Origin of the sequence: Streptosporangium sp. OZ121 (assembly GCF_051918885.1) — a bacterium.
Lineage (GTDB): Bacteria > Actinomycetota > Actinomycetes > Streptosporangiales > Streptosporangiaceae > Streptosporangium.
The window spans coordinates 33,465-59,279 of sequence record NZ_JBPXMC010000020.1; the positions used below are offsets into that span (position 1 = coordinate 33,465).

The 25,815-nt window shown below is 69.2% G+C and carries 20 protein-coding genes; 9 read left to right on the forward strand and 11 right to left on the reverse strand.

The annotated features are described in order from the left end of the window. On the reverse strand, positions 1-1,458 hold the full coding sequence (locus tag ACTOQ1_RS29150) for a gamma-aminobutyraldehyde dehydrogenase (RefSeq protein ID WP_440071173.1): 1,458 nt from the start codon (positions 1,456-1,458) through the stop codon (positions 1-3). A gap of 193 nt (positions 1,459-1,651) precedes the next feature. Here ACTOQ1_RS29150 and ACTOQ1_RS29155 point away from each other — a divergent pair, with 193 nt between their 5' ends. Next, on the forward strand, positions 1,652-2,146 hold the full coding sequence (locus ACTOQ1_RS29155; protein ID WP_329091340.1) for an Lrp/AsnC family transcriptional regulator: 495 nt from the start codon (positions 1,652-1,654) through the stop codon (positions 2,144-2,146). 122 nt (positions 2,147-2,268) lie between these two features. Here ACTOQ1_RS29155 and ACTOQ1_RS29160 read toward each other — a convergent pair whose 3' ends face one another. Next, positions 2,269-2,850, reverse strand: coding sequence for a DivIVA domain-containing protein (locus ACTOQ1_RS29160; RefSeq protein ID WP_440071174.1), 582 nt, complete (start codon positions 2,848-2,850; stop codon positions 2,269-2,271). Between the two features lie 447 nt (positions 2,851-3,297). Then, entirely contained in the window at positions 3,298-6,054 is a 2,757-nt protein-coding gene (locus ACTOQ1_RS29165; RefSeq protein WP_440071175.1) for a glycosyl hydrolase family 95 catalytic domain-containing protein, read from the reverse strand. A 620-nt stretch (positions 6,055-6,674) separates the two neighbouring features. Between ACTOQ1_RS29165 and ACTOQ1_RS29170 the strand changes: the two genes are divergently transcribed. The 4 genes from ACTOQ1_RS29170 to ACTOQ1_RS29185 all read left to right on the forward strand — a co-directional run bounded on the left by ACTOQ1_RS29170 (position 6,675) and on the right by ACTOQ1_RS29185 (position 13,907). Continuing rightward, entirely contained in the window at positions 6,675-8,798 is a 2,124-nt protein-coding gene (locus ACTOQ1_RS29170) for a ThuA domain-containing protein (protein WP_440071176.1), read from the forward strand. Positions 8,799-8,843: 45 nt separating this feature from the next. Beyond that, positions 8,844-12,158 carry a galactose-binding domain-containing protein gene (locus ACTOQ1_RS29175; protein ID WP_440071177.1) on the forward strand — a complete coding sequence of 1,105 codons (3,315 nt, stop codon included), beginning with the start codon at positions 8,844-8,846 and terminating at the stop codon, positions 12,156-12,158. A 322-nt stretch (positions 12,159-12,480) separates the two neighbouring features. Further along, a complete protein-coding gene (locus ACTOQ1_RS29180; protein WP_440071178.1) occupies positions 12,481-13,239 on the forward strand; it encodes an ATP-binding cassette domain-containing protein in 759 nt (252 codons plus the stop codon). Then, positions 13,236-13,907: a hypothetical protein gene (locus ACTOQ1_RS29185; RefSeq protein ID WP_440071179.1), complete on the forward strand. Its 672-nt coding sequence runs from the start codon at positions 13,236-13,238 to the stop codon at positions 13,905-13,907. The genes ACTOQ1_RS29180 and ACTOQ1_RS29185 overlap by 4 nt, the downstream gene beginning before the upstream one ends. Before the next feature lie 111 nt (positions 13,908-14,018). Here ACTOQ1_RS29185 and ACTOQ1_RS29190 read toward each other — a convergent pair whose 3' ends face one another. Further along, on the reverse strand, positions 14,019-15,416 hold the full coding sequence (locus ACTOQ1_RS29190; protein WP_440071269.1) for an alpha/beta fold hydrolase: 1,398 nt from the start codon (positions 15,414-15,416) through the stop codon (positions 14,019-14,021). A gap of 340 nt (positions 15,417-15,756) precedes the next feature. Between ACTOQ1_RS29190 and ACTOQ1_RS29195 the strand changes: the two genes are divergently transcribed. Both ACTOQ1_RS29195 and ACTOQ1_RS29200 read left to right on the forward strand, forming a co-directional pair. Continuing rightward, positions 15,757-15,969, forward strand: a complete 213-nt coding sequence (locus ACTOQ1_RS29195; protein WP_440071180.1) for a hypothetical protein — start codon at positions 15,757-15,759, stop codon at positions 15,967-15,969. Between the two features lie 238 nt (positions 15,970-16,207). Further along, positions 16,208-16,426, forward strand: a complete 219-nt coding sequence (locus tag ACTOQ1_RS29200) for a hypothetical protein (RefSeq protein ID WP_440071181.1) — start codon at positions 16,208-16,210, stop codon at positions 16,424-16,426. Positions 16,427-16,514: 88 nt separating this feature from the next. On the opposite strand, the gene rlmN is transcribed toward ACTOQ1_RS29200, so the two are convergent. Further along, on the reverse strand, positions 16,515-17,639 hold the full coding sequence (gene rlmN, locus ACTOQ1_RS29205; RefSeq protein ID WP_440071182.1) for a 23S rRNA (adenine(2503)-C(2))-methyltransferase RlmN: 1,125 nt from the start codon (positions 17,637-17,639) through the stop codon (positions 16,515-16,517). 72 nt (positions 17,640-17,711) lie between these two features. On the opposite strand from rlmN, the gene ACTOQ1_RS29210 reads away from it, so the two are divergent. Beyond that, entirely contained in the window at positions 17,712-18,803 is a 1,092-nt protein-coding gene (locus tag ACTOQ1_RS29210) for a suppressor of fused domain protein (protein ID WP_440071183.1), read from the forward strand. A 144-nt stretch (positions 18,804-18,947) separates the two neighbouring features. Here ACTOQ1_RS29210 and ACTOQ1_RS29215 read toward each other — a convergent pair whose 3' ends face one another. The 6 genes from ACTOQ1_RS29215 to ACTOQ1_RS29240 form a co-directional block, all read right to left on the reverse strand. After that, positions 18,948-19,799 (reverse strand): phosphatidate cytidylyltransferase, encoded by an 852-nt coding sequence (locus ACTOQ1_RS29215; RefSeq protein ID WP_440071184.1) that lies wholly within the window; start codon positions 19,797-19,799, stop codon positions 18,948-18,950. Positions 19,800-19,876: 77 nt separating this feature from the next. Next, the gene (gene frr / locus ACTOQ1_RS29220) at positions 19,877-20,434 is read right to left on the reverse strand and encodes a ribosome recycling factor (RefSeq protein WP_440071185.1); all 558 of its coding nucleotides are present in this window, start codon (positions 20,432-20,434) and stop codon (positions 19,877-19,879) included. A 353-nt stretch (positions 20,435-20,787) separates the two neighbouring features. After that, positions 20,788-21,483 (reverse strand): UMP kinase, encoded by a 696-nt coding sequence (pyrH, locus tag ACTOQ1_RS29225; RefSeq protein ID WP_329091288.1) that lies wholly within the window; start codon positions 21,481-21,483, stop codon positions 20,788-20,790. A 122-nt stretch (positions 21,484-21,605) separates the two neighbouring features. Next, positions 21,606-22,439 carry a translation elongation factor Ts gene (gene tsf / locus ACTOQ1_RS29230; RefSeq protein WP_440071186.1) on the reverse strand — a complete coding sequence of 278 codons (834 nt, stop codon included), beginning with the start codon at positions 22,437-22,439 and terminating at the stop codon, positions 21,606-21,608. A gap of 109 nt (positions 22,440-22,548) precedes the next feature. Next, positions 22,549-23,475 carry a 30S ribosomal protein S2 gene (rpsB, locus tag ACTOQ1_RS29235; protein ID WP_440071187.1) on the reverse strand — a complete coding sequence of 309 codons (927 nt, stop codon included), beginning with the start codon at positions 23,473-23,475 and terminating at the stop codon, positions 22,549-22,551. Positions 23,476-23,702: 227 nt separating this feature from the next. Next, on the reverse strand, positions 23,703-24,323 hold the full coding sequence (locus tag ACTOQ1_RS29240) for an ArsR/SmtB family transcription factor (protein WP_440071188.1): 621 nt from the start codon (positions 24,321-24,323) through the stop codon (positions 23,703-23,705). Between the two features lie 118 nt (positions 24,324-24,441). Between ACTOQ1_RS29240 and ACTOQ1_RS29245 the strand changes: the two genes are divergently transcribed. Continuing rightward, the gene (locus ACTOQ1_RS29245; protein WP_440071189.1) at positions 24,442-25,737 is read left to right on the forward strand and encodes an MFS transporter; all 1,296 of its coding nucleotides are present in this window, start codon (positions 24,442-24,444) and stop codon (positions 25,735-25,737) included. Positions 25,738-25,815: the final 78 nt, after the last annotated feature.

The window sequence follows — 25,815 nt, forward strand, 5'->3', positions numbered from 1 at the left end:
CTATTCGCCGATGTAGTGCATGACGTGCTTGACGCGCATGTAGTCGTGCAATCCGAAAACGGACAGGTCCTTGCCGTAACCGGAGTGCTTGAAGCCTCCGTGCGGCATCTCCGAGACGAACGGGATGTGGGTGTTGACCCACACCACGCCGAAGTCGAGACGGTTCGACACCCGCATCGCCCGGCCGTGGTCGGAGGTCCACACCGAGCCGGAGAGGCCGTACTTGACGCCGTTGGCCTTGGCGACCGCGTCGGCCTCGTCGGAGAAGGTCTGGACGGTGATCACCGGCCCGAACACCTCGTTCTGCACCATCTCGTCGTCCTGCTTGAGGCCGTCGACGACGGTGGGGGCGAAGAAGTAGCCCCGGTCGCCGATCCGGTTCCCGCCGGTGAGGACCTTGGCGTGGCCGGGGACCCGGTCGATGAAGCCGGTGACGCGGGCCAGCTGGTCGGCGTTGTTGAGCGGGCCGTAGAGGGCGTCCTCGTCGGAGAGGTCGCCGGTCACGGTGCTCGCCGCCGCCTCGGTGAGCGCGGCCACGAACTCGTCGTGGACGTCCTCGTGGACCAGCACGCGGCAGGCCGCGGTGCAGTCCTGCCCGGCGTTGTACAGGCCCGCGGTGGCGATGGACTCCGCGGCGGACTTGAGGTCCCTGACGTCGTCGAACACGACGACGGGCGCCTTGCCGCCCAGTTCCAGGTGCACCCGCTTGAGGTCGTCGGCGGCGCTCCTGGCCACGGCCATGCCCGCGCCGACCGAACCGGTGATCGCGACCATCGACGCGGTCGGGTGGCCGACGACCAGCGCGCCGGTCTCCCGGTCGCCGACGACGACGTTGAAGACGCCCTTCGGCAGGACGTCACCGAGGATCTCGGCCAGCTTGACCGTGGAGACGGGGGTGGTGTCCGAGGGCTTGAGCACCACGGTGTTGCCCGCGGCGAGCGCCGGGGCGATCTTCCAGACCGCCATCATCATCGGGTAGTTCCAGGGGGTGACCTGGCCCACCACGCCGATCGGCTCGTGCCGGATGACGGAGGTGTGGTCGGCGAGGAACTCGCCCGACGTCGGGCCCTCCAGCGTGCGCGCGGCCCCCGCGAAGAAGCGGAAGTGGTCGGCGGCGATCGGGGTCTCGTCCTCGGCCATCCGGGCGCGCGGCTTGCCGGTGTTGCGGCACTCGGCCTCGTTCAGCTCCTCGGCCCGCGCGTCGATCGCGTCGGCCACCTTCAGGAGGAGGTTGGCGCGCTCCCCCGGGGTGGCCCGGCTCCACGACTCGAACGCGGCGGCGGCGGCGGCATAGGCCGCGTCGACGTCCTCGGGACCCGAGACGGGGGCCTTAAGGTAGATCTCGCCGGTGCATGGATCGATGACGTCGGAGAACCGGTCGCTCCTGGCCTCCACGAGTTCGCCGCCGATGTAGTTCCGCAGGCGAGGGAATTCGCTGGTCTCAACCGGGGTGGTCACCGTCGGCCTCCTAAGGATCGGGGCTGAGTTGTCGCGACTCTTACAGAGCGACAGCCTTACGACAAGGGATTTCGTTGTTAAGATACCAAATTGCTACGAAATCGCTTGACAGAAGCGCCGGAACTGACAGCATGTCGCATCGGAGCCGCAACATGACGGCAACAGCCCCGCAACATGACGCCAGGGAGCGCCCATGACGACGCCACCCAAGGTTCGCCGCGAAAACGACGCCAGGCCCGGCCCCGTCGTCCTCGACGAGATCTCCAAGCAGATCATCGAGCAACTGCAGACGGACGGGCGCAAGCCGTACGCCGCGATCGGCAAGGCGGTGGGGCTCTCCGAGGCCGCCGTGCGCCAGCGGGTGCAGCGCCTGCTCGACGCGGGGGTGATGCAGATCGTCGCGGTGACCGACCCGCTCACCCTGGGTTTCCCCCGCCAGGCCATGATCGGCATCAAGTGCGAGGGCGACCTGGAGACGGTGGCCGACGAGCTGTCGGCCATCAGGGAGATCGACTACGTCGTGCTGACCGCCGGGTCGCTGGACATCATGGTCGAGGTCGTCTGCGAGAGCGACCAGCATCTCCTGGAGATCCTCGGCAAGATCCGTGCCATCCCCACCGTCCGCGCCACCGAGACCTTCGTCTACCTCAAGCTTCACAAACAGACCTACTCCTGGGGTACCCGCTGACGGGTCCCGGCGCACACTCCGGCGCCTTCCGCGTCCGGTACCTCGCCGTACCGCCGCGGGCCGATGGGGGGTCGCCTCCGGCGTACCGCCGCGGGCCGGCGGAGCCAGGAGGGCCCGTGCCGCTAAAGGCCGCGAGAGGCCTCGTCGCCGGCTGACGGATCACGAAAGGCGTCGTCGCCGGCCGGGCGGGGCTCCAGGACGTCCGCGAGCTCGTCGAGGAACTCGTCGACCTCGGCGATCGCGTACCCCGGCCTCAGCATCACCGTGGCGAACCTCGCCGCGCGCACGTCGCCGGGGGTGAGCGGCGTGTCGGTGGTGCCGCGCAGGGTGGCCACGATCCGGTCGAGGAAGGCGTCGACCTCGTCCTCGTTGTAGCCCATGCCGAGCCGCCCCGGCCTGAAGGCGACCCGCTCGACCCGGGCGGCGCGGTCCTCGTTCTCCTCACGCGCGGGCTCTTCCGGCGCGGCACGGCCGGCGGGGACGACCGGACGCCCGTCCGTGCCGGTGGGCCGGGTCTCGATCGCCACGATGAAGGCCTCGAGCGCGAAGTCGACGGCGACCTCGTTGTAGCCGCCGAGCCTGGTGCGGAACCGGGCGTCGCGGATCTCGTCCGCGGTGACCGGCTCACCTTCCGGGGCGCCCCTGCCGAGGGTCCCCTCGATCCGGCGGACCAGCAGGTCCACCTGGTCCGGGTCATATCCCATGCGAATCCCGAGGACCCGTGGAAAGCGGTTCAAACCCGCGTCCTTTCGCGTCTCCCCGATAGGGCCTTTATCCGATGTATCTATTCTGGAGGGAATAGCCGGACAAAAGCGAGACATCTGGGGCGGGCGTGGAGCCTGGTGTTCCAATGGACACCGGGATCCGCGAAAACGGCCTCGGCACGCGGCGGGACCCGGACAGTCCCGTCGCGACGAATGACGACGAGGATATCCGGGGGTGACAGCTCGGGTGAACGGCGGGAATTCCGGAGACGGGGCCCGGGGGCCGGTGAACGGCGGGGAATGACGGAGAGCGGGCAGCACGGATCGAGTGACCGGAGAGAAAGGCGGAGACCGGGCCCGGCAGCCGGGTGAACGGCGGGAAAGACGGAAACCGAGTCCGGCCGATCGAGACGCTCCGCCGGACTCGGTTTCCTGAAAAATCCTGATTTAGTTATTTATCAGGTCGAAGCTCTCCCAGGGGCCCACCGCGTCACGGTCGGCGATCAGCGGCTGGGCTCCGGCGCCCTCGGCGCACACCAGCTTGTTGTTGACCTGGGCCCTGAGGCTGACCGAACCGTCCGGGTTGGTGATGAGCTGGAAGACCTCCCAGGGGCCCACCGCGTCACGGTCGGCGATCAGCGGCTGGGCTCCGGCGCCCTCCGCGGCCACGAACTTGTTGTTGATCTTCGCGCGCAGCGCGATGGTGCCGTCGCTCTGGTTGACCCGCTCGAACTGCTGCGCCGTCCCGGTGGACGTCCCGTTCGCGATCAGCGGCGAGCCGTTGGAGGCGGTGACGTAGAGACCGTTGGCCTTGGAGCGCAGGCTGATCGTCCCGTTGCTCGTGCCGCCGGGGAGACCCAGGGTGGAGGCGGTGCCGCTCAGGGCCTTGACGCCCTGGTTGGCGGAGCCGGTCAGCGTCGTGGAGGCGTAGCCGCTCAGCGGCTTGGCGGTCCGCTCCACGACGTACACGGCGTTGGCGGCGGTGGCGAAGGAGACCTCGCCGGTGGAGACGGTGGCCAGGACGGCGTTGTCGGAGGCGCGGCGCACCCGGATCTGCTGGGTGCCCCAGGGGTTGACCACCGTGGCCTGCTTGCCGTACAGGCTCCTGAGCCCGACGTACTTGATCTCCCCGGCCTCGCGCTCGGAGCTGACCTGGAAGCCGTCCTTGGCCAGGAGGGTGAACCTGCCGACGAAGGAGGAGTCGCCCGGCACCGCGGGGAACACCCTGATCTTGTCGTTGTAGCTCTGCATGAGCGACTCGTTCAGCGCCGACAGGTGCACGCCGAGATACTCGAAGACGCCGTTCGTGTTGGTCGTCATGCCGTTGGGGTAATTCTGATACTTCTGCAGCATCGTCTTCATGCCCTGGTACGCCTGGTCGCCGAGACCGAGGCGGGCCGCCTGCACCGCGTCGTTGGACCAGACGTTGCCATAGGGGAACGGCCGCTGGTTCCAGGTGTTCAGCGCGGTCTGGTAGTCGGGGTAGCCGATGCCGGTGATGTTGTACGGCCAGATCAGCTCCGAGGCGACGTTCTCGTTGTTCCTCGTCTGCGAGATCGGCGGCTCGTGGGGCAGGTAGGCGCCGTTGCCCGTCGGGTAGGCGACGAGGTTGTTCACGATGTTCTGCCAGTCGGCGCGCAGGCCGGCGTCGAGGCCGAGCTGCTGGCTGACCTGGATCGTCAGCGGGAAGATGCTGCGCACCGCGGCCAGGTCGGTGATCGCGTTGCGGACGTTCCAGTACGTCTCGTGGGAGTGGGAGTTGGCCATGTAGTACTTGCCGGTCGGCCCGTCGAAGGACAGCAGGCCCTTGTAGAGCTTCGCGGTGTCCCGCATGTACGGGTACGCCACGTCCCGCAGGTAGTTCGCGTCGTTGGTGTAGCGGTACTGCAGGTACATGTTGTAAGCGGCCTGGTAGCCGGTCGTCAGGATGTTCTTGGTGTAGTCGCTGTTGACCGTGCCGCGCGCGTTGCCGTCCCAGCCCATGGTCTCGGGCACCCACAGGGCGTCGATCCCGTACCTCGTCTGCGTGTACGCCTTCAGCGCGGTGTGGTTACGGCTGTAGAGCCGGTTGAAGGTGTTCATCAGGTCGGCGTGGTTGGAGGCGAGGAAGGAGTTGTAGACATCCCGCTGGTTCCAGTACCAGTAGGCGTTGCTCCACTTGGAGTTGTCCTGCGTGGCGCGGAAGACACCGTTGATGAAGTGCAGCGGGTAGTTGCCGTAGCCGCCCGCGGCGATCATGTACGTGCTGAGGTAGTAGACGTTCTCCAGGTAGTCCGCGTCGCGGTTGGAGGTGGAGTACTGGACGAACGACTTGGCCCAGAACGCGTGCCACCAGTTGCGGTAGTTGTCGAACGTGGTGGTGTAGCCGGTGTTCTTGACCGAGGTGAGCTGGCTGCGGGCCTGGGCCACCGAGTCGCGGTTGGGGGCGTTGATCCGGCTCGCGGCGGTGAACCAGATCGTGTAGCTGGAGGTGGGCGTGATGTTCAGCCGCACCTTCCTGCCGTCCACGACCTGGGTGGTGAAGTTCGCGCCCTCGACGGTGGCGGCCATGGTGTAGCCGAAGCCGTTCGCGTCGGTCTGGCCCCGGCTGAACCCGGCCACGCCGGCGTCGGAGAAGGTGGAGATCGTCCGCCAGGTGTTCAGGTCGGGCACGTCCGCGATGTTCTGGACGGTGGCCGGGTCCCACATGCTGAGGTCGAAGGCCACGTTGGACACGCCGCCCCGGGTGTCCTCGACGTGGATGCCCATGACCTCGGAGTTCGGCGACCCCATCACGGTCACGGTCCGGTTGGAGTCGTACTTGGTGGTCAGCGTCCCGTCGTACAGCGACAGCCGCTGCTGGAAGGTCGTGTACCCGGTGTCCATGGCCGGGGTGGTGCTGAGGTTCGCCAGGCCCGCCGCGTAGGTCGACTGCGGCGACAGGTCCACCCCCGACACCTGCATCGTCAGCCCGTTCTGGTTCCAGGCCATCGCCCCGGTGCGGCCGTTGCCGACGGTCAGGCCCTGGACCGGGTTGGTGTTGGGGCGGTTGTAGACGATGTCGTGCTTCGACAGGTACGACCCGCGGTCGACCCTCAGCGCCCCGGTCGCCTGGTCGAAGGCCGTGTCACCCGGTGCCGCCCACGCCGGCGCGGCCATGCCGACCGAGGCCAGGCATGTCACGAGGAACCACATCAGTAAGAGGCGTACTGGTTTTCTCGACATGATCTTCCTTAATCGCCACCGGGGACGGCGGCCACGCCGCCCCGCCTTGACCGAGCGCGCGACTCACCCACCTGCGTGCCGGCGCCGCCGCCCGGGGAGAGCGGGTCGCTTCGGCGGGACGTTCCGGTGGGCGGGTGACGTGACGCAGGGGAGCTACGCCGGGGAGTCAGGGAGCCGCCGCCGGCAATCGGCGACCGGCGGCGACTCCCTGACTTCCCCGTAGGGGCAGATCCGTCACCAGGACACCTGTGGTCACAGGCCGGGCCTGCTTCACATTTGGTAGATCGGATCTGTCAGCCGTAGTTAACATCGGACGTCTGCACACGTCAAGATATGAAATATCCCCTTTGGACAGGAAAAACCTGCCCCGCGAGCACGATGAGTCGCTGACCAGGCCGTATTTTGTCCATCTCGTCCGGAAATTACAGCGTGCCGCAAATAAATACATCCGATGTATCAAGATCATCGCAAGGCGAATCGCCTGTTAGCGCTCCCATGCATTGACGCTTTCGCCAGGCCGTGCGAATCTTTTGTCGTACGGCGGCGAATGTCTCGACACCTCCGCCGAAAGGTTGTCACCAGGTGCGGCGGCGCGCTCCTCTCCCCCTAGGAGTAGACGTATGCGCCGGATCTCGCGGGTTCTCCTCGCGCTGGCCGTCATGATCACCGGAGCCATCGCGCTGCTACCCGGTACCGCCTCGGCGGCCCCCCTGACCAAGGTCCTCATCTTCTCCAAGACAGCCGGCTTCCGGCACTCCTCCATCCCCTTCGGGATCTCCGCCATCCAGCAACTCGGCGCGGCAGAAGGCTTCACGGCGGTCGCCACGGAGGACGCGGGCGCCTTCACCACCGCCAACCTCGCCCAGTACCAGGCGGTCATCTGGCTGTCGACCACCGGCGACGTGCTCAACGCGACGCAGCAGACCGCGTTCCAGTCCTACATCGCGAGCGGAGGCGGATACGTCGGCGTCCACGCCGCGGCCGACACCGAGTACGACTGGCCCTGGTACGGAGGCCTGGTCGGGGCGTACTTCCGCGCCCACCCCGCCACCCAGCAGGCGACGATCCGTGTCGAGGACCGGGCGAACCCGTCCACCTCGCACCTGGCGCCCACCTGGACCCGCACCGACGAGTGGTACGACTACCGCGCCAACCCGCGCACCGCCGTCAAGGTGCTGGCCAACCTGGACGAGTCGTCCTACGGCGGCGGCGGCATGGGCGCCGACCACCCGATCACCTGGTGCCAGGACTACCAGGGCGGCCGGGCCTGGTACACCGGCCTCGGTCACACCGACGAGTCCTACGCCGACCCCGGCTTCACCAAGATGCTGCTCGGCGGCATCCAGGTCGCCGCCAAGGCGAAGGCCGCCGACTGCCGTCCCGAGACCGGCTACACGCCGCTGTTCGACGGCACGCAGGCCAGTCTCGGCAAGTGGCGGCAGGCCGGCCCCGGCGGCTTCACCCTCGCCAACGGGACGCTGTCCTCGGTCGGCGGCATGGGCCTGCTCTGGTACCCCGTCTCGACCTTCTCCAACTACTCGCTCAAGCTCGACTGGATGATGCCGGGCGACGACAACGGCGGCGTCTTCATCGGCTTCCCCGACCCGGGCAACGACCCGTGGCGGCCAGTCGACCTGGGACACGAGATCCAGATCGACGCCTCCGACGCCGACCCCACCCGGACCACGGGCAGCGTCTACAGCTTCAAGGCGCCCGACACGGCCGCGCGCGCCGCGGCGCTCAACCCGCCCGGCTCCTGGAACACCTACGAGATCGCGGTGCACGGGCAGCGCGTCGAGATCTACCTCAACGGCACCAAGATCAACGACTACACGAGCACGCGGAACATCGCCAACGGCTACATCGGCGTCCAGAACGACGGTGACGGGCTCGACATCAGCTACCGCAACATCCGCATCAAGCAGGACGGTCCCTCGGACCCTCCCGCCACCGACCTGGCGCGGGGCAGGCCGGTCACGGTCAGCAGCGTGGAGAGCGGCAGCGCGCACGCCGGATCCAACGCGGTGGACGGCGACCCCGCCACCCGCTGGGGCAGCGCCTACGCCGACCCCCAGTGGATCACCGTCGACCTCGGCGCGACCTACGACCTCAACCGGGTCCGGCTGAACTGGGAGGCCGCCTACGGCAAGGCGTACCAGGTGCAGACCTCCACGAACAACAGCACCTGGACCAACGCCTACTCCACCACCACGAGCGACGGCGGCGTGGACGACCTGACGCTGACCGGGACCGGCCGCTACGTGCGCGTGTACGGCACCCAGCGCGGCCTGCCCCCCTACGGCTACTCCCTGTGGGACCTCAACGTCTACGGCACCCCCGCCACCTCGACCCCCACGCTGCTGTCCACCGGCAGGCCGGTCACGGTCAGCAGCGTGGAGACCGGCAGCGCGCACGCCGGATCCAACGCGGTGGACGGCGACCCCGCCACCCGCTGGGGCAGCGCCTACGCCGACCCGCAGTGGATCACCGTCGACCTGGGAGCGACCCGCTCGATCAGCCGGGTCCGGCTGAACTGGGAGGCCGCCTACGGAAAGGCGTACCGGGTGCAGACCTCCACGAACAACAGCACCTGGACCGACGTCCACTCCACCACCGCGGGTGACGGGGGCGTGGACGACCTGACCGTCAGCGGCACCGGCCGCTACGTGCGCGTGTACGGCACCCAGCGCGGCCTGCCCCCCTACGGCTACTCCCTGTGGGACCTCGACATCTACGGCACCTGACACCACCCCGCACGCGTCTGCCTTTTCACCCCCCAGGAGACCTTCGTGTTAGGTTTCACGCGCCTTCGTACGACCTTGGGCGTTCTCGTTCTCGCCCTCGCCGCCGCCGCGGCGGGAGCCACCGGCACCACCGCCGCGGCGTCGACCGCCACCACGCTCGGGACCACCTCCGCCCTCGCCCCGCCGCCGACCAGCGCGTTCGAGAAGGTCAAGCTGGACGGCGGGCTGTCGATGGGCGAGCCCATCGAGCTCTCCGTCCTGCCCGACGGCAAGGTCCTCTACATCAACCGGGGCACCACCTCCGGCGGCGGCCAGGTCCGCCTGTACGACCCCGCGACGAAGGCCACGACCGTGGCACTCACGCTCCAGCTGGACGCGCGCTTCGAGGACGGGCTCATCGGCATCACCCTCCACCCGAGGTTCGCCGCCAACCACTGGGTGTACCTCTTCCACTCGCCCAAGGTGACGCCGCTGGTGAACCGGATCTCCCGGTTCACCTTCAACACCACCACCAACGTCCTCGACCCGGCCAGCGAGGACATGATCATCGAGTGGCCCACCGAGCGTGAGCTGTGCTGCCACTCGGCCGGCTCGATGACCTGGGACAGCGACGACAACCTGTACTTCGCCGTCGGCGACAACACCAACTCCGGCGGCGACTCGGCGGGCATGGCCCCGATCGACGAGCGCACGAGCCGCAACCCGCAGTACGACGCGCAGCGCACCTCCGGCAACACCAACGACCTGCGCGGCAAGATCAACCGGATCCACCCGGAGAACAACGGCACCTACACCATCCCCGCGGGCAACCTCTTCGCCCCGGGCACCGCGCAGACCAGGCCCGAGATCTACGTCATGGGCACCCGCAACCCGTACCGGATCTGGGTCGACAAGAAGTCGGGCAACACCCTGCACTGGGGCGAGGTCGGCCCCGACGCGAACGCGACCCTCGCCAACCGCGGTCCCGCCGCCTACGACGAGTTCAACCGCGCCACCGGGCCCGGCAACTACGGCTGGCCCTACTGCGGCGGTCCCAACGTCGCCTACAACGACTGGGACTTCGCGGCGAACGCCCCCCGCGGCTGGTTCCCCTGCGGCGGCACGACCGGCCCGGTGAACAACTCGCCGCGCAACACCGGCCTCCAGCAGCTGCCCCCCACCAAGCCCGCGCTGGTCTGGGAGCAGCACGGCGGCAGCAAGGAGTGGCCCGCCCTGGACAACCCCGGCGGCTGCGGCTCCCCCAACCACGCCGAGGTCTACCACTACGACCCGAACCTCGTCTCGGACGTGAAGTGGCCCGTCTACTACGACGACAAGTTGCTGATCTCCGAGTACTGCCGTAACTGGATCAAGGAGGTCCAGTTCGGCAACGGCAACCCGACCACCGGGACGCCGACCGTCATCGAGCCGGTGCTCGCGGGGATGAACCTCGTGCACCCCATCGACATGGAGTTCGGCCCCGACGGCTCGCTCTACCTGCTGGAGTACGGCAGCGGCTACTTCTCCGGCGCCGCCGACGCCGGCCTCTACAAGATCAACCATGTGCAGGGCGGGCGGTCGCCGATCGCCCAGGCCACGGTGAACCGGGACAACGGGCTCGCCCCGCTCGCGGTCACCTTCTCCAGTACCGGGACCTCCGACCCCGACGGTGACGCGCTCACCTACGCCTGGGACTTCGACGACAACGGCACCGTCGACTCCACCGCCGCCAACCCCACGCACACCTACACGACCAACGGCGACAAGCGGGCCAGGCTCACCGTCAGGGACCCGGGCAACCGCACCGGGACCGTCGTGATCCCCATCGTGGTGGGCAACAACCGGCCCGCGGTGACGCTGAACGGCCTGCCCGCCGGAGGCATGTACAGCTGGGGCGACGACCTGGTCTCGACCGCGACCGCGACCGACGCGCAGGACGGCACGCCCCCCTGCGCCGACGTCGTCATCCGCGCCGCGCTCGGCCACCAGGAGCACGCCCACGAGGAGGGCCAGGGCACCGGCTGCGGCTTCACCGTGAACACCGGTCCCATCCACGCCGGGCTCGACGCCGTGCAGTTCTTCGTGATCCGCGGCAGCTACACCGACCGCGGCGCGACCGGCAGCGTCCCGCTCACCGGCGAGAAGGAGATCACGCTCTGGCCCAAGCAGTGGCAGGCCGAGCACTACGTCCAGCTCAACGGCCCCAGGGTCGTCGACCAGGCGGCGGCGGAGGGCGCCAAGCGGCTCGGTGACATCCAGAACGGCGAGTGGGTCAAGCACCACGCCGTCAGCCTCAAGGGCATCACCGGGGTGAGGGCGCGCGTCTCCTCCGCCAACGCGGGCGGCACCGTGTCGTTCCGCCTCGACTCGCCCACCGGCACCGAGGTCGCCCGCGTCGCGGTCGCCGGAACCGGCGGCTGGGACAACTACGCCGAGGTGACCGCCCCCGTCACCAAACCCGACGACGGCACCCACGACCTGTACATCGTCTTCACCGGAACCGGTACCGGCGCCCTGTTCGACCTGGACAGCTACACCTTCACCGGTACCGGGGCCGGCACCCCGCCCGGCGACCCCGACCCCACCACCGACCTGGCACGGGGCAGGCCGGTAACGACCTCCAGCGTGGAGAGCGGCAGCGCGCACGCCGGATCCAACGCGGTGGACGGCGACCCCGCCACCCGCTGGGGCAGCGCCTACGCCGACCCCCAGTGGATCACCGTCGACCTCGGCGCGACCTACGACCTCAACCGGGTCCGGCTGAACTGGGAGGCCGCCTACGGCAAGGCGTACCGGGTGCAGACCTCCACGAACAACAGCACCTGGACCGACGTCTACTCCACCGTCGCCTCCGACGGCGGGGTGGACGACCTGACCGTCAGCGGCACCGGCCGCTACGTGCGCGTGTACGGCACCCAGCGCGCGCTGACCGCCTACGGCTACTCCCTGTGGGACCTCAACGTCTACGGCACCCCCGCCACCTCGACCCCCACGCTGCTGTCCGTCGGCAGGCCGGTCACGACCAGCAGCGTGGAGGAGGGCAACGGCCGGGTCGGCGCCTACGCCGTGGACGGCGACCCCGCCACCCGCTGGAGCAGCGCCTACGCCGACCCGCAGTGGATCACCGTCGACCTGGGAGCGACCCGCTCGATCAGCCGGGTCCGGCTGAACTGGGAGGCCGCCTACGGCAAGGCGTACCGGGTGCAGACCTCCACGAACAACAGCACCTGGACCGACGTCTACTCCACCGTCGCCTCCGACGGCGGGGTGGACGACCTGACCGTCAGCGGCACCGGCCGCTACGTGCGCGTGTACGGCACCCAGCGCGCGCTGACCGCCTACGGCTACTCGCTGTGGGACCTCGACGTCTACGGCAGCTGATCCCGTGGACTCGGAACCGGACGGCGCGTGACACCGCCCAGGCTCGATGACGACGGGGACCTCGCGTTCACGCGGGGTCCCCGTTCACGTCCCGGGAGGGCACGGCGGGAGAGCGGGACCCGCCGGGCCGGGCGGGACACCGGGTGAGCGGGGACACGGGGACACGGGGACACGGGGACACGGGGACACGGGGACACGGGGACACGGGGACACGGGGACACGGGGACACAGCCGAAAGCGCGGACGCCGGGAACCCGGCCGGAGAACCGGGAGATCGAGGGCGCAGGCCGGAAAGCGGATGATCGCGGTAGGGTTGCGGCCTATGCGGCTCTCCACGGTGTCCTTCCGATACTCGCGGCGCGGCCCCTGGGTCCTGCGGGACGTCGAGCTCACGCTCCGTCCCGGCTCCGTCGTCGAGGTCACCGGCCGCAACGGCGCGGGAAAGTCGACGCTGCTGCGCCTGATGGCGGGGTTCGTCCCCCCGACCCGGGGCTCGGTCTCCGACCGGCCGGGCGTCGTCGGCTACGCCCCCGACGTGTTCCCCGTGGACCAGCCGTTCACCGTCGCCGCCTACCTGGCCCACATGTCCAGGATCCGGGGCCTCTCCTCCGGCTCAGCCGCCGGAGAACTCGCGGGACGGCTGAACGCGACCCACCTGCTGGAGCAGCCGCTCGGCGACCTGTCCAAGGGCAGCGCGCAGAAGGTGGGACTCATCCAGTCGCTGCTCGCCCCGCCGGACCTGCTCATCCTGGACGAACCCTTCGCCGGGCTCGACGAGCAGACCCGCACCGAACTCCCCGTGATCATCGAGGAGATCGCCGCGCGCGGCGGGACCGTCGTGGTCAGCGACCACCAAAAACAACTCCAGGACTTCCCCGGCGCCGAACACTGGCTCGTCGCGGACGGCGGCGTCGCGATCTCCTCGACGCTCCCCCCGCACGGCTCCACCGCCCCCTCCCGGGACGTCCCCGACGCACCGCCCGCACAGGTGGTCATCGAGGTGGTCGTGGACGCGGACGACGCCGACGAGGTGGAACAGAAGCTCCGCGCCGACGGCTACCTCACCAGGCGGTCATCATGATCCACCTCGTACGCTTCAAGCTCGCCGCCTACGCCCGGTCGCACCGGCTGCTCCAGCCGATGATCGGGCTCTTCGTGATGCTGCTCATCTTCTACTCCACGCTGACCCCGCCGGGCAAGGAGCTGTCCGCGTACGCCGACTCGGCCGGACTGCTGATCCTCGTCTTCGCCTGGGCCGCCCGGGGACTGCTCGACACCGAGCCCCCGACGCAGCGGCTGATCTCCATGACGGCCGCCGGACGACCCGGTCGCGAGATCGGGGCCGGACTGCTCGCCGCGCTGACCGTCACCCTCGGCATGGCGGCGATCGCGGTCGGGTTCCCGCTGCTCCACGGCTTCGCGGCCATGCCCACCTCCGCCGACCTGGCGCTCGGCATCGCGCTGCACGTGCTCGGCGTGAGCGCGGGAACGGCCCTGGGCGCCCTGACCAGCCGCCCGATCCTGGCCTCCCCCGCCGTCTCGATGCTCGCCCTCTTCGGCGGCTATCTCGCCCTGCTGCTGGTCAGCCTCACCCCGGTGGGCCGCCTCTCGGTGCCGATCATGCTTTGGATGCGCGCCGCCAACGCCGGCCTGCTCGACACCGTCGTGCTCCCCATCTCCGCCGCCACCCTCTTCTGGACCGCCGCGAGCCTCATCCTGTACGCGCGCCTGCGCCGTCTGAACCCCTGAACGGGTGTCGTCGAACCACCGGACTCGCCGTGGTTCGACGACACCCACCCACTCGACAGCCGTACAAATCTCACCCGGATGAGCCGCCCGGGTGGAGGCCCGCCTCCGGGATTAGAAGGCGGGCGAGGCCGCGACCGGGCCGGCCGCCCAGTGGTTCGGGCCGGTCGGCCACGTCCGTGACGGCGCCTGCTGCTTGAGCATGCTCTCCTCGGGCGTGCCCACGGCGCAGCGCGTGCCGCGCGGCGGCACCTTCAGCGAGATCAGGTACTCGTCGAAGATGTCCGTCTGGCACTTGTCCTTGCCGTAGATGCGGTGTCCCCAGCCCTCGTATGTGAGCAACACCGCCTTGGACCCGAGCTGACGGGCCGCGTTGGCGGACCATATCCACGGGGTGGCCGGATCGTGCAGGGAATTCCCGAGCAGCAGCGGGGCGTCGCCCGTGTATCGCAGTGCGTGCGGCGCGTTGGTGGTCGGGTAGTTCATGCAGATCGGCAGATCGTCGATCGGGTACGGGTGGTACCCCGTGTCGGGTGCGAGCCGGTTGGAGACACGCATGAGCGCGGCGTACTCCGAGTAGTTGCGCACCTTGAGGTTGTAGTCCTGGCAGAGGACCGCGGTCGGCAGATACGCGACGTCACCCTCCACGGGCTGCCGGCCGGGCAGCGGGGGCACCCACTCGGGCTGCGGCCCGCCGTCCAACCAGTTGATCACCTCGCTCAGTATGTTCCAGGCCGGCCCCTCGGTGCCCAGTGCGGCGTTGTAGATGACCTGCAACTCGGTCATCGTCTGGCCCGTGCTCGGGTACTTCAGCTCACCGCGCCGCGCCTTCTCCCGCAGGTCCTTCCAGATCGCACGGATGTCACGCCCATGCAGGACGCAGCTGGTGTCCTGCTCGCACCAGCCGACGAACTGGTCGAACGCGTCCTCGATGGCGAGCGCCTCGGTGGCCAGGAAGCCCGCGACGCCGAGGCTGTGGTCCATGTTGCTGTCGAGCCCGAGGGCCCGGACGCGGCCGGGGAACAGCTCGGCGTACATCTGGCCGATCAGCGTGCCGTACGAGATCCCGTAGTAGGTGAGCTTCTCCTCGCCCAGGGCGGCGCGCAGCGCGTCCAGGTCACGGGCGACGTCGACGGAATCGACGTGGTCGTACAGCGGACCGGTACGAGCGCGGCAGTCGGCGTGCAGCTTCTTGGTGAACGCGTTCCAGGCGTCGAAGTCGGCCTGGCTTCTCATGACGGTGTGCGGCATCCGGTTGTACACCGACGCCGAGCAGATCACCGGGTTGCTGCGCCCCACGCCCCGAGGGTCGAACCCGACGATGTCGAACCGTCGCTGCAGTTCCTCGGTGTAGGACCCGGGGGCGCCGTACACGGCCTCCACGCCCGACCCGCCCGGACCACCGGGATTGATCACCAGCGAACCGACCCGCGCGGCCGGATCCGTGGCCTTCCGCCGCGCGACGGCGATGTCGACCTTCGCCCCGCCCGGCTTCGACCAGTCGATGGGCACGCTCAACGTGCCGCACTCCGCGGCAGGCTCCTCCTCACAAGGCGCCCAGGCGATGGTTTGCGCCCTTGCTACCTCGGTGTCCGCGTTGGCCACCGCGACCGGTAAAACCGTCACCATCGCCAGGAGGACGGCGAACCAAGAGATTCTTCTTCGCACAATGCTCCAGTCTCTAGTCGATCTTCTGTCGTAACGGGCGACGCTAGCGGATCACCACATATTCGAAGGTAGAAACAGGAGAGAATGGCAGCATTTCCTCTAAATGGGTATCCGATCCGATGGGGTTCGTGGTCCGCGCCTTGAGCGAGGAAGCTGCGAAACTCATCCGGAAAGCAGCGAGCCGATGACTCGCTACGGGCGCACCTGGATCATCACCGAAACCGGAGACGGCTGGTACGCCGTACGGCGTACCAATCTGCCGGCGTACGGGCTTGAGCACGGCCTGTGCAACGTCCGCTGTGGAGCGACCGTGGGAGAACTGGCCCGCAACCTGGAAGAAGAGACACGGCTGGAGAACCAGTCCTGGCGACGCGTGCCGTTGATCCCGATGCTGTGACTCGCGCCAGGCGCGACAGCGGAAATCCTGGAAGAGACAGCCGGCATTGCGACAGCCACTCGAAGGGATCGGGAACTCGAGCGGTCACCCCTGTGGCAGCCTCCCAGGCAGCGGTCACCGACATGGCATGCAGTCCGTTTTGGACCTCTCTCCACTGCCTTTCGACGTGCCTGAAAGTGCCCCTGCCGAGAGGGAGCAACAAGCCCCTGACCATGGAATATGCGTCGCGGGAGCAATGGTGGCCGACAGGATGGCCGCTGGGTTGCCGGCAGGATGGCCGCTGCTTTTCTGGTGGATCGGTCGTCAGGTCGCCGCCGGCACGATCGCAGACAACGCGGCGGAACGGCCGCTGCTTCGCGGGGTGCCGGTCGATGTGGGCATGACCGTGCCGGGGAACGCCGAGGCGACGGCGTGGGAATCCGGGCGGGCCGCACCGGGCCGGTCGGCGATGCGGTGAGAGCCCGGAACGGCCGGGGAGCGCCGCCCCGGGCGAGTAGGCCGGGGCGGCGGTCGGCGCCTCGGGGGGCGCAGCCGTACGGTAAGGGCTACTCGGCGGCGGCGAGCTGGCCGCAGGCGCCGTCGATCTCGCGGCCGCGGGTGTCGCGGACCGTCACCGGCACGCCGTGATACTCCAGGCGGCGGACGAAGGCGCGCTCGTCCTCCGGGCGGGACGCGGTCCACTTCGAACCCGGGGTCGGGTTGAGCGGGATCAGGTTGACGTGCACCAGCTTGTTCTTGATCAGCTTGCCGAGCAGGTCGGCGCGCCACTCCTGGTCGTTGATGTCCTTGATCAGCGCGTACTCGATGGAGACCCGGCGCTTGGTCCTGGCCGCGTAGTCCCAGGCGGCGTCGAGGACCTCGGCGACCTTCCAGCGGGTGTTGATCGGCACCAGCGTGTCGCGGAGCTCGTCGTCGGGCGCGTGCAGCGAGAGGGCCAGCGTCACCGGCAGGCCCTCGGCCGCGAGCTTGCCGATCGCCGGGACCAGGCCCACCGTGGAGACGGTGACACCGCGGGCGGAGATGCCCAGGCCGTCGGGAGCGGGCTCGACCATGCGGCGGACGGCGCCGATCACGGCCTTGTAGTTGGCCAGCGGCTCGCCCATGCCCATGAAGACCACGTTGCTGACCCGCCCGGGACCACCCGGGACGTCACCGGCCGCGAGCGCGCGGGCCCCGGCGACGACCTGCTCGACGATCTCGGCGGTGGTCATGTTGCGGGTCAGTCCCGCCTGGCCGGTGGCGCAGAACGGGCAGTTCATACCGCATCCGGCCTGTGACGACACGCACATGGTCGTACGGTCGCTGTAGCGCATGAGGACCGACTCGACCAGCGCGCCGTCGAAGAGCCGCCACAGCGTCTTGCGGGTGGTGCCCGCGTCGGTGGTCATCTCCCTGACCGAGGTCAGCAGGCTGGGGAACAGCGCGGTGGCGAACTTCTCCCTGGCCGCGGCCGGCAGGTCCGTCATCAGCTCGGGATCGCCGTTGAACTTCTCGAAGTAGTGCCGGGAGAGCTGGTCGGCGCGGAACGGCTTCTCGCCCAGTTCGGCGACGGCCGCCCGGCGCTCGGCCATGGTCAGGTCGGCCAGGTGGCGGGCGGGCTTGGCCCGGCGCGGCGCCACGAAGGTGAGCTGGCCGGGTACGGGGGTCCCGGACGGGCTGACGGTCGACAAGTCCAACGCCTTCTCTCAACGGTTACGCGAATGCTCGAAGCGGTGCCCGACAGTGATCTAGAGTCCGGAGGTATGGCGACGAACCGCCCCACGGGCCCCGCGGAACAGCGGGGGGACGGCGTCGAGGTCGTGCTCACCGACGTCAACCCCTACGGGAGCCGCACCCTGGTGGTCGAACGCGACGAGACTTCCTCGGTAGCTTACCTGTGCGGACCGGGGGGAACGGTGCACGGAGCCGTCTGGCTGGCCAATCACCGCCCGGCCCCGGACGCGATCGACCCGGACCGCCTGAACTCCGAACTGCCGCCGATGGCCCCGAGGGCGAACACCCGCCACCCCGACGGCAGGGGGCCCCTGGGCGCGCTGCGATCGCTGTGGTTCGAGGAGGGCGACGGCGTCGCCCTGTACGAGAACGACGAGCTGCTCGCGGTCATTCCTGGATGGGCGGACATGGGCAGGGGAATGCCCGGCTACTCCCGCGACGCGCTGGGCGAGTCCCCGTTCGCCTGGTCGCTGGAGGAGGCCCACGAAGGTCTGGCCTCCCGGATCGCCAAGGCCCGCGCCTACTGGGAGTGGCGCGCGAAAGACGGCTCCTGGGCCTCGTTCCAGCAGTTCGTGATGGGCCACCTGGACCGCAAGGTCGGTACCGCGGGCAGGTTCTGGGACGCGGGGGGCGAGCGGATGCCCGCGGTGGGCATCACCGAACGCCCCCCGGAGCGGGGCAGGGAGCACACGATCCTGTCCACGGTCGGGATGAGCTGCCAGCGGATGCCCACCGTCGAGCAGTACATCGACCGGCCGGACGCGTACGCCCGGGTGGAGCTCGCCGTCGCCTCCCCCGGCGACGCCCGCGACGCGGCCCGGCTGTTCCTGTGGCTGGGGCAGTATCCGTGGCACTCGGTCACCTGGCTGGGCCACGGCCACACCGCCAGGTGGTACCACCGGCCGGAGACCTTCCCGCTCGGCTCCGCCTACGGCGGCGTCATGATGCTGACCGGACTGCCGGGGCTGCCGGACCTGTCGGGTTTCTCCTTCGGCGGCGACTCCGTGCAGTGGCTCTGGCTCGTCCCGATCACTCCGGACGAGCTGAGCCTGGTCTCGGCCGAGGGCTACCGGGCGGTGCTCCCGCGCCTGTCCGCGACCCGGCTCACCAGAGCGGGATGACCGGGAGCGCGCGGGAGCCGTACCGGGGCGCGGGATGTCACGCGCGGGCAGGAGGCGCGGGAGGCGCTGCGACTCCGGCCGGCACGGCTCAGACCAGCGGGCTCGGACCAGCGGGCTCGGACCAACGGGCTCAGACCAACGGGCTCAGACCAGCAGGGTGAGCAGCACCCAGACCGGGATCAGCGCGGCCACCATGGAGTCGAGGCGGTCCATCATGCCCCCGTGACCGGGAAGCACGCTGCCCATGTCCTTGACGCCGAGATCGCGTTTGATCACCGACTCGACCAGGTCGCCGAGCGTGGCGAAGACCACCACGACCGCGCCGATGAGGACGCCCTTCCAGATGTCGTCCTCCAGCAGCCACGCCACCAGCCAGCCGCCCACCGCCATGCAGGCCAGCGCCGACCCGGCGAAGCCCTCCCAGGTCTTCTTCGGGCTGATCACCGGGGACATCTTGTGCCTGCCGAGGGAGATCCCGGCGAAATACCCGCCGATGTCGCTCGCGGCGGTGGTGGCGATGAAGACGACCACCCGGTCCGGGCCCTGGTCGGGGTCGGCGAGCAGCAGCGCCACGAACCCGGCGAGCAGGGAGGGGTAGACGACGACCAGGATGGTCGCGGTGATGTCGCGGACGTAGTTCTCGGTGCCCTGGAACATCCGCCAGATCATCAGCACCAGCACGGTCATCGCGAAGACGCCGACCAGCCAGGCGGTCCCGCCCCAGGCCGAGCCGGTCACCTCACCGCCCCAGTAGGCGCCGACCAGCATGGCGGTCATGCCCGCCAGGACCGGGACGAGCGGGACGTTGATGCCTCTGGCCTCGAACGACCGGACCAGCTCCGTCACGCCGATGCCCACCGCCGCGATCACCACGGCGAGGAAGAGCACCTTCACGAAATAGAGGGAGGCGATGATGACCGCCGCCAGGGCGAGCCCCACCGCCACTGCGACGGGGAGGTTCCGGCCGGTACGGCTACTGCCCGCCACGGGTTCCACAGGGGGTCCTACTTTCATACCTGCACAAAATCCTTGCCCCGTACGGACAACGGCCCGCACGGGACAAGGATCATGGTTCAGACTTCGAGCAGCTCGGCTTCCTTGTGCTTGAGCAGCTCGTCAATCTTGGCGACATGCTTCTGGGTGAGGTCGTCGAGCTCCTTCTCCGCCCGGCGCACCTCGTCCTCACCGGCCTCGCCATCCTTGATCAGCTTGTCCAAGGTCTCCTTGGCATTGCGACGGATGTTGCGAATGGAGACCTTGGAGTGCTCCGCCTTGTTCCGGGCGACCTTGATGTACTCCTTGCGGCGCTCCTCCGACAGCTCGGGGAAGGCCACCCGGATCACCGATCCGTCGTTACCGGGGTTCACCCCGAGATCCGAGTTGCGGATCGCCTTCTCGATCGCGGCCATCGAGCTCTTGTCGAAAGGCTGGATGATGACCATGCGCGCCTCGGGCACGTGGAACGAGGCGAGTTGCTGAATGGGGGTGGGTGTCCCGTAGTACTCAGCGCTGATCTTGTTGAACATCGACGGGGTGACACGACCTGTGCGGATGCCCGCGAAGTCGTCCTTCGCCACCGACACGGCCTTGTCCATCTTTTCCTCGGCTTCGAGGAGGGTTTCGTCGATCACAGCGGCTCCCTGTCTTCTCGGTCACTCCCCATCCTCACGCACTTCGCGGGACGCCATCACGCCGGAGGCCCACCCTGGACCGCCACGGTCGCGTACCGCTCAGCTCGCTACGTCAGGTTCGTACCTTGTCCTCTGGTCGCTCACCACTCCTCGCTCGCTTCGCGGGACGCTCCTACCTCGCGTACCACTCCACTCGCCACGTCGGGCTCGCTCCCTGTCTTCTCGGTCACGCGCCCCTCACGCGCTTCGCGGGACGCTCCTACCTCGCGTACCACTCCACTCGCCGTGTCGGGCTCGCTCCCGTTGCCGTACCGGCCCTGTCGCCGTGCCGGCCCGTCACCATGCCGGTTCCGTCACCGTGCCGGACTCACCAGCGTGCCGATCTTCTCACCGCGCACCGCCCGCAGGATGTTGCCCTCGCCCATGAGGTCGAAGACCACGATGGGCAGGCTGTTGTCCATGCACAGGCTGATGGCGGTGGCGTCCATGACCCCGAGGCCGCGGGTCAGCACCTCACCATATTCGAGATGGTCGAACCGGACGGCGTCGGGGTTCTTGCGGGGGTCGGCGTCGTAGACGCCGTCCACCTGGGTGCCCTTGAGCAGCGCCTCGGCGCCGATCTCCAGCGCTCGCTGCGCGGCGCAGGTGTCGGTGGAGAAGAACGGCGAGCCGAGCCCCGCCCCGAAGATGACCACGCGCCCCTTCTCCAGGTGGCGGATGGCACGGCGGGGCAGGAACGGCTCGGCGACCTGCTGCATGGTGATCGCCGTCTGGACCCGGGTGTCGATGCCCCGCTTCTCCAGGAAGTCCTGGAGGGCGAGGCAGTTGATGACCGTGCCGAGCATGCCCATGTAGTCGGCCCTCGCGCGGTCCATGCCGCGCTCGGACAGGGCGGCACCCCGGAACATGTTGCCGCCGCCCACGACGACCGAGACCTGGACACCACCGCGGACGGCCTCGGCGATCGAGTCGGCGAGGTGGCCCACGACGCCCGGGTCGATGCCCAGCGGCTCGCCGCCGGCGAACGCCTCGCCGGACAGCTTCAACATCACCCGCTTCCAGCGAAGCGGGTCCGAGTACGAAGAAACCGCCGGCGTAGCGGATCCTGGGTTCTCCTGCACGGCGGCGGCCTCCTCGTTTGGTGCTCTGCTTGAAGAGCGGATGTCAGGGATTAGGCCTGGCCGACCTTGAAGCGGACGAAGGCCTGGACCTTGACACCATTCTCGTCCGCGAACTTCGCGACCGACTTCTTGCTGTCCTTGACGAAGGACTGCTCAAGGAGGGTGAAGTCCTTGTACCAGCCGTTGATCCGGCCATCAACGATCTTGCCGATGGCGGCCTCGGGCTTGCCCTCCTCGCGGGTCATCTCCTCGAAGAGCGCGCGCTCCTTCTCGACGACGTCGGCCGGGACCTCGGCGGGGCTGAGGTACTTCGGGGCCATCGCGGCGGCGTGCTGCGCGATGTCCTTGGCGACGTCGGCGTTCGGGGAGTCGAGCTGCACGAGCACGCCGACCGCCGGGGGAAGCTGGGGGTCGGTCTTGTGCATGTAGGAGCCGATGAAACCGCCCTCGAGCACGGCGAACCTGCGGATCTCGATCTTCTCGCCGAGCGCGGCGTTGGCCTCGTCGAGGTGCGTCTTGACGCTCTTGCCGGCGAGCTCGGAGTCGAGCAGCGAGGGCACGTCGGACGGCTTGGTGGCCAGGATGTGGTCGACCACCTGGCCGGCGAGCTCCTGGAAACGCTCGCCCTTGGCGACGAAGTCGGTCTCGCAGTTGAGCTCCAGCAGCGCGGCGGCGGAGTCGCCCTCCTGCTTCAGGGCGACCAGGCCGTTGGAGGCGGTGCGGGCCTCACGCTTGCCGACGTCCTTGGCGCCCTTGAGGCGGAGGATCTCGACCGCGCGGTCGAAGTCGCCCTCGGAGGACTCGAGAGCCTTCTTGCAGTCCATCATGCCGGCGGCGGTCAGCTCACGAAGCCGCTTGACGTCGGCCATGTTCACGGAAGCCATTGTCTTTTCCTCGTGGGAATCGTCGTGGATCGGGTGGGTGCCCCCGACTGAGCGGCACCCACCCGGAAGGGTCTTGCGGGTCGTACGGCCGGGGCCGTACGAAGGTGACCTAGGCCTGCTTCTCGGTCTTCTCGGCGGACTCGTCCTCGGCGGCGGGAGCGTCCGTCGCCTCGGCGGTCTCGGTCTCCGCGACCTCGGCGGGGGCCTCCGCGGCCTCGGCGGTCTCGGCCTCGGCGGCCGGGGCGCTGTCGGCGCTGCCCGCGAGCAGCTCCTGCTCCCACTCGGCCAGCGGCTCGGCGCCACCGGCGACGGCCGGCTTGTCGTCGCCGCGGTTGGCGCCGGCGCGGGCCATGAGACCGGCGGCGACGGCGTCGGCGACGACGCGGGTCAGCAGGCCGACGGCGCGGATGGCGTCGTCGTTACCCGGGATCGGGTAGTCGACCTCGTCGGGGTCGCAGTTGGTGTCGAGGATGGCCACCACCGGGATGTGAAGCTTGCGGGCCTCGCTGATCCCGATGTGCTCCTTCTTGGTGTCGACGACCCACACGGCGCTGGGGATCCGGGACATGTCGCGGATGCCGCCGAGGGTGCGCTCGAGCTTCTCCTTCTCGCGGCGGCGCATGAGGAGCTCCTTCTTCGTGAGCCCCGAGGCGGCCACGTTGTCGAAGTCGAGCTCCTCCAGCTCCTTCAGGCGCTGGAGCCTCTTGTGCACGGTGGAGAAGTTGGTGAGCATGCCACCCAGCCAGCGCTGGTTGACGTACGGCATGCCGACGCGGGCGGCCTGCTCGGCGATGGCCTCCTGGGCCTGCTTCTTCGTGCCGATGAACATGATCGTGCCGCCGTGCGCGACGGTCTCCTTGACGAAGTCGTAGGCCCTGTCGATGAAGGCCAGCGACTTCTGAAGGTCGATGATGTAGATGCCGTTGCGCTCGGTGAAGATGAAGCGCTTCATCTTCGGGTTCCAGCGACGGGTCTGGTGGCCGAAGTGCACGCCGCTTTCCAGCAGCTGTCGCATGGTGACGACGGGGGTGGACATTGATTGTCCTCCAGATCGGGGCGCCCATCTCTGGGCGCTGTTCTCGGTTGGACGCGACAGCCTGCGGCTGTCGCCCTGATGCCCCGAACAGGATCCAGCCGGGCTCTCGCCCGGACCGAGGGACCCCGGTTCTTGACGGGGCATGCGAAGTCGGCCCATGACTCACAGGCCTCCAAAAGTGTACCCGCAACCGCGCCTCTTCCCGACCTTCGGGTGTCAGGTGGCCCTTACCCGTCGCGTGGAAGACCGTGCGGCCGGCGCCGGGCGCGGGGGAAGAGGCTGACCTGCGCCTCGGAGACCCGGGCCCCGGGCGGGGCGTCCTCCCGGCCCCTCACGGTGGTCTTGTAGGGGGCGAGCAGCTCGTCGATCCGCTCGTTCAGCATCTTCAGCTCGTCGGCGTCGACCAGCAGGATGGCGCGGTTGAACATCGCGGCCTCGCGCCACTCGCGTGACTCCCGCTCAAGGCCCTCCAGCGCTCTGCTCGCCTCGTCGGCCGCCTGCTCCCGGAACGCCTTGATCAGGAATTCCTTGGCGCTGCGCACGTCCGGGCCGTCGTCGGGCTCGGGGCTGACGCTGAACCCGCCGGCACTGGGGCGCCACAGGCGCTCCCTGCCGTCACCGCGGCCGTCGTCGCGCGCGGGCGCGTCCTCGACGAAGCCGTACTTGGCGAGCATGCGCAGGTGGTAGCTGGCCGCGCTGGGCGTGACCCCGACTACCTCGGCGACCTCGGTCGCGGTGCAGGGCCCCTCGGCCTGGAGCCGGTTCAGGATCGCGAGCCGCGCGGGGTGCGCCAGCGCGCGCATCGCCGTGGGATCGGTGAGGGACTTCCGCCTCGGTGCCTCGGTCATGTGCAGACCGTACCCACTCCACATGTGAAGCATTGCCTTCATAACTATGAAGGGTTATCTTCACAGTTATGAAGCATTCCCTTCAGAATTTCCGGAAGCCGGAAGGAGACGGACGCCCATGACATCCGCGACCTCCGTACCTCCCGCGGCTCCCGAGCCCTCCGCGACCAGGCCGGTGCCCCTCAGGAAGCAGCGCGACTACCGGTTCCTGCTCTCCGCCCGCGCCGTCACCGAGACCGGCACCGAGGTCTCCCGGCTGGCGGTGCCGCTGACCGCCGCCGTCCTGCTCGGCGCCTCCCCGGCCCAGATGGGCGTGCTCACCGCCGCGACCTCGCTGCCCTACCTGCTGATCGGGCTCCAGGCGGGTGCCCTCGCCGACCGGCTGAGGCGGCACCGGCCGGTCATGGTCGCCTGCGACACGGTCTCGGCCGTCGCCATGGCCACGATCCCGGCGGCCTGGATCACCGGGCTGCTCAGCGTGCCGTGGCTGATCGCGGTGGCGTTCGTCGTCGGCACCTGCTCGGTGATCTTCCGGGCGGTCAACTTCCCGCACCTGGTCACGGTGATCCACGAGAGCCGGCGGACCGAGGCGCTCGCGGGCTTCCAGTCGGCCTTCGCCGTGGCGACCGTCGCGGGACCGGGCCTGGCCGGGCTGCTCGTCCACCTGTTCACGGCACCGTTCGCGATCCTGGTCGACGCGGTGTCGTTCCTGGCCTCGGCGTTCCTGATCAGATCGATCAAGGCGCCGGAGAACCACACGCCCGCTCCTCCGCGCGGCATGTGGACCGAGATCCGCGAAGGTCTGGGCACGGTGGCCCGGCACCCGGTGCTCCGCGCGCTCTGCGCCGCCGGGGTCACGATCAATTTCTTCGGCAGCGTGTACATGGCGCTGTACGTGATCTATGCGCTCACCGTGGTCGGCCTGCCCGCGGGGCTGGTCGGCGCGATCACCGCCTTCTTCGGCGTCGGCGGCCTGCTCGGTGCGGCCCTCGTCCCGCGCCTTACCCGGCGGTTCGGCGAGAACCGGATACTGGCCTGCTCCGTGCTGCTCTTCCCCGTCGACTTCGTGGTCGCCGCGCTCGCCTCGGGACCGGTGTGGCGCAGCTTCCTGTTCCTGTCCGCCAGCGCGGTGACCTCCGGCACGGCCGTCGTGGCCTTCTCCGTCTGCATGGGCGCCATCACCCTGCGCGAGACCCCCGCCGAGCTGCGCGGCCGGGTCAACGCCACGCAGTCGTTCATGATCCAGGGTGTCCTCACCCTCGGCGGCCTTGCGGGCGGCCTGGCCGGCGAGCTGCTCGGGTTGCGCCCGGTGTTCTGGATCTCCGCGGCCGGAGTCCTCACCACGATCGCGTGGATCTGGCTCTCCCCCCTGCGTCACTCCCCCGCCCCCGACGATCCAGCCCGAACCCGATGACCCCGCGGCGAGCCGCTCCTGCCCGCACGGACACGCCGGTCCCGGGTGGGCCCGCGCCGCGGGTACGTCCGTGGCGAG

Excerpts from the sequence above, each read along its gene's own strand:
- ACTOQ1_RS29155 (WP_329091340.1), top strand. The coding sequence starts at position 1,652 with ATGACGACGCCACCCAAGGTTCGCCGCGAAAACGACGCCAGGCCCGGC.
- ACTOQ1_RS29160 (WP_440071174.1), bottom strand. The coding sequence starts at position 2,850 with ATGGGATATGACCCGGACCAGGTGGACCTGCTGGTCCGCCGGATCGAG.
- ACTOQ1_RS29165 (WP_440071175.1), bottom strand. The coding sequence starts at position 6,054 with ATGTCGAGAAAACCAGTACGCCTCTTACTGATGTGGTTCCTCGTGACA.
- ACTOQ1_RS29170 (WP_440071176.1), top strand. The coding sequence starts at position 6,675 with ATGCGCCGGATCTCGCGGGTTCTCCTCGCGCTGGCCGTCATGATCACC.
- ACTOQ1_RS29180 (WP_440071178.1), top strand. The coding sequence starts at position 12,481 with ATGCGGCTCTCCACGGTGTCCTTCCGATACTCGCGGCGCGGCCCCTGG.
- ACTOQ1_RS29185 (WP_440071179.1), top strand. The coding sequence starts at position 13,236 with ATGATCCACCTCGTACGCTTCAAGCTCGCCGCCTACGCCCGGTCGCAC.
- ACTOQ1_RS29195 (WP_440071180.1), top strand. The coding sequence starts at position 15,757 with ATGACTCGCTACGGGCGCACCTGGATCATCACCGAAACCGGAGACGGC.
- ACTOQ1_RS29210 (WP_440071183.1), top strand. The coding sequence starts at position 17,712 with ATGGCGACGAACCGCCCCACGGGCCCCGCGGAACAGCGGGGGGACGGC.
- pyrH (WP_329091288.1), bottom strand. The coding sequence starts at position 21,483 with ATGTTGAAGCTGTCCGGCGAGGCGTTCGCCGGCGGCGAGCCGCTGGGC.
- tsf (WP_440071186.1), bottom strand. The coding sequence starts at position 22,439 with ATGGCTTCCGTGAACATGGCCGACGTCAAGCGGCTTCGTGAGCTGACC.
- rpsB (WP_440071187.1), bottom strand. The coding sequence starts at position 23,475 with ATGTCCACCCCCGTCGTCACCATGCGACAGCTGCTGGAAAGCGGCGTG.
- ACTOQ1_RS29240 (WP_440071188.1), bottom strand. The coding sequence starts at position 24,323 with ATGACCGAGGCACCGAGGCGGAAGTCCCTCACCGATCCCACGGCGATG.
- ACTOQ1_RS29245 (WP_440071189.1), top strand. The coding sequence starts at position 24,442 with ATGACATCCGCGACCTCCGTACCTCCCGCGGCTCCCGAGCCCTCCGCG.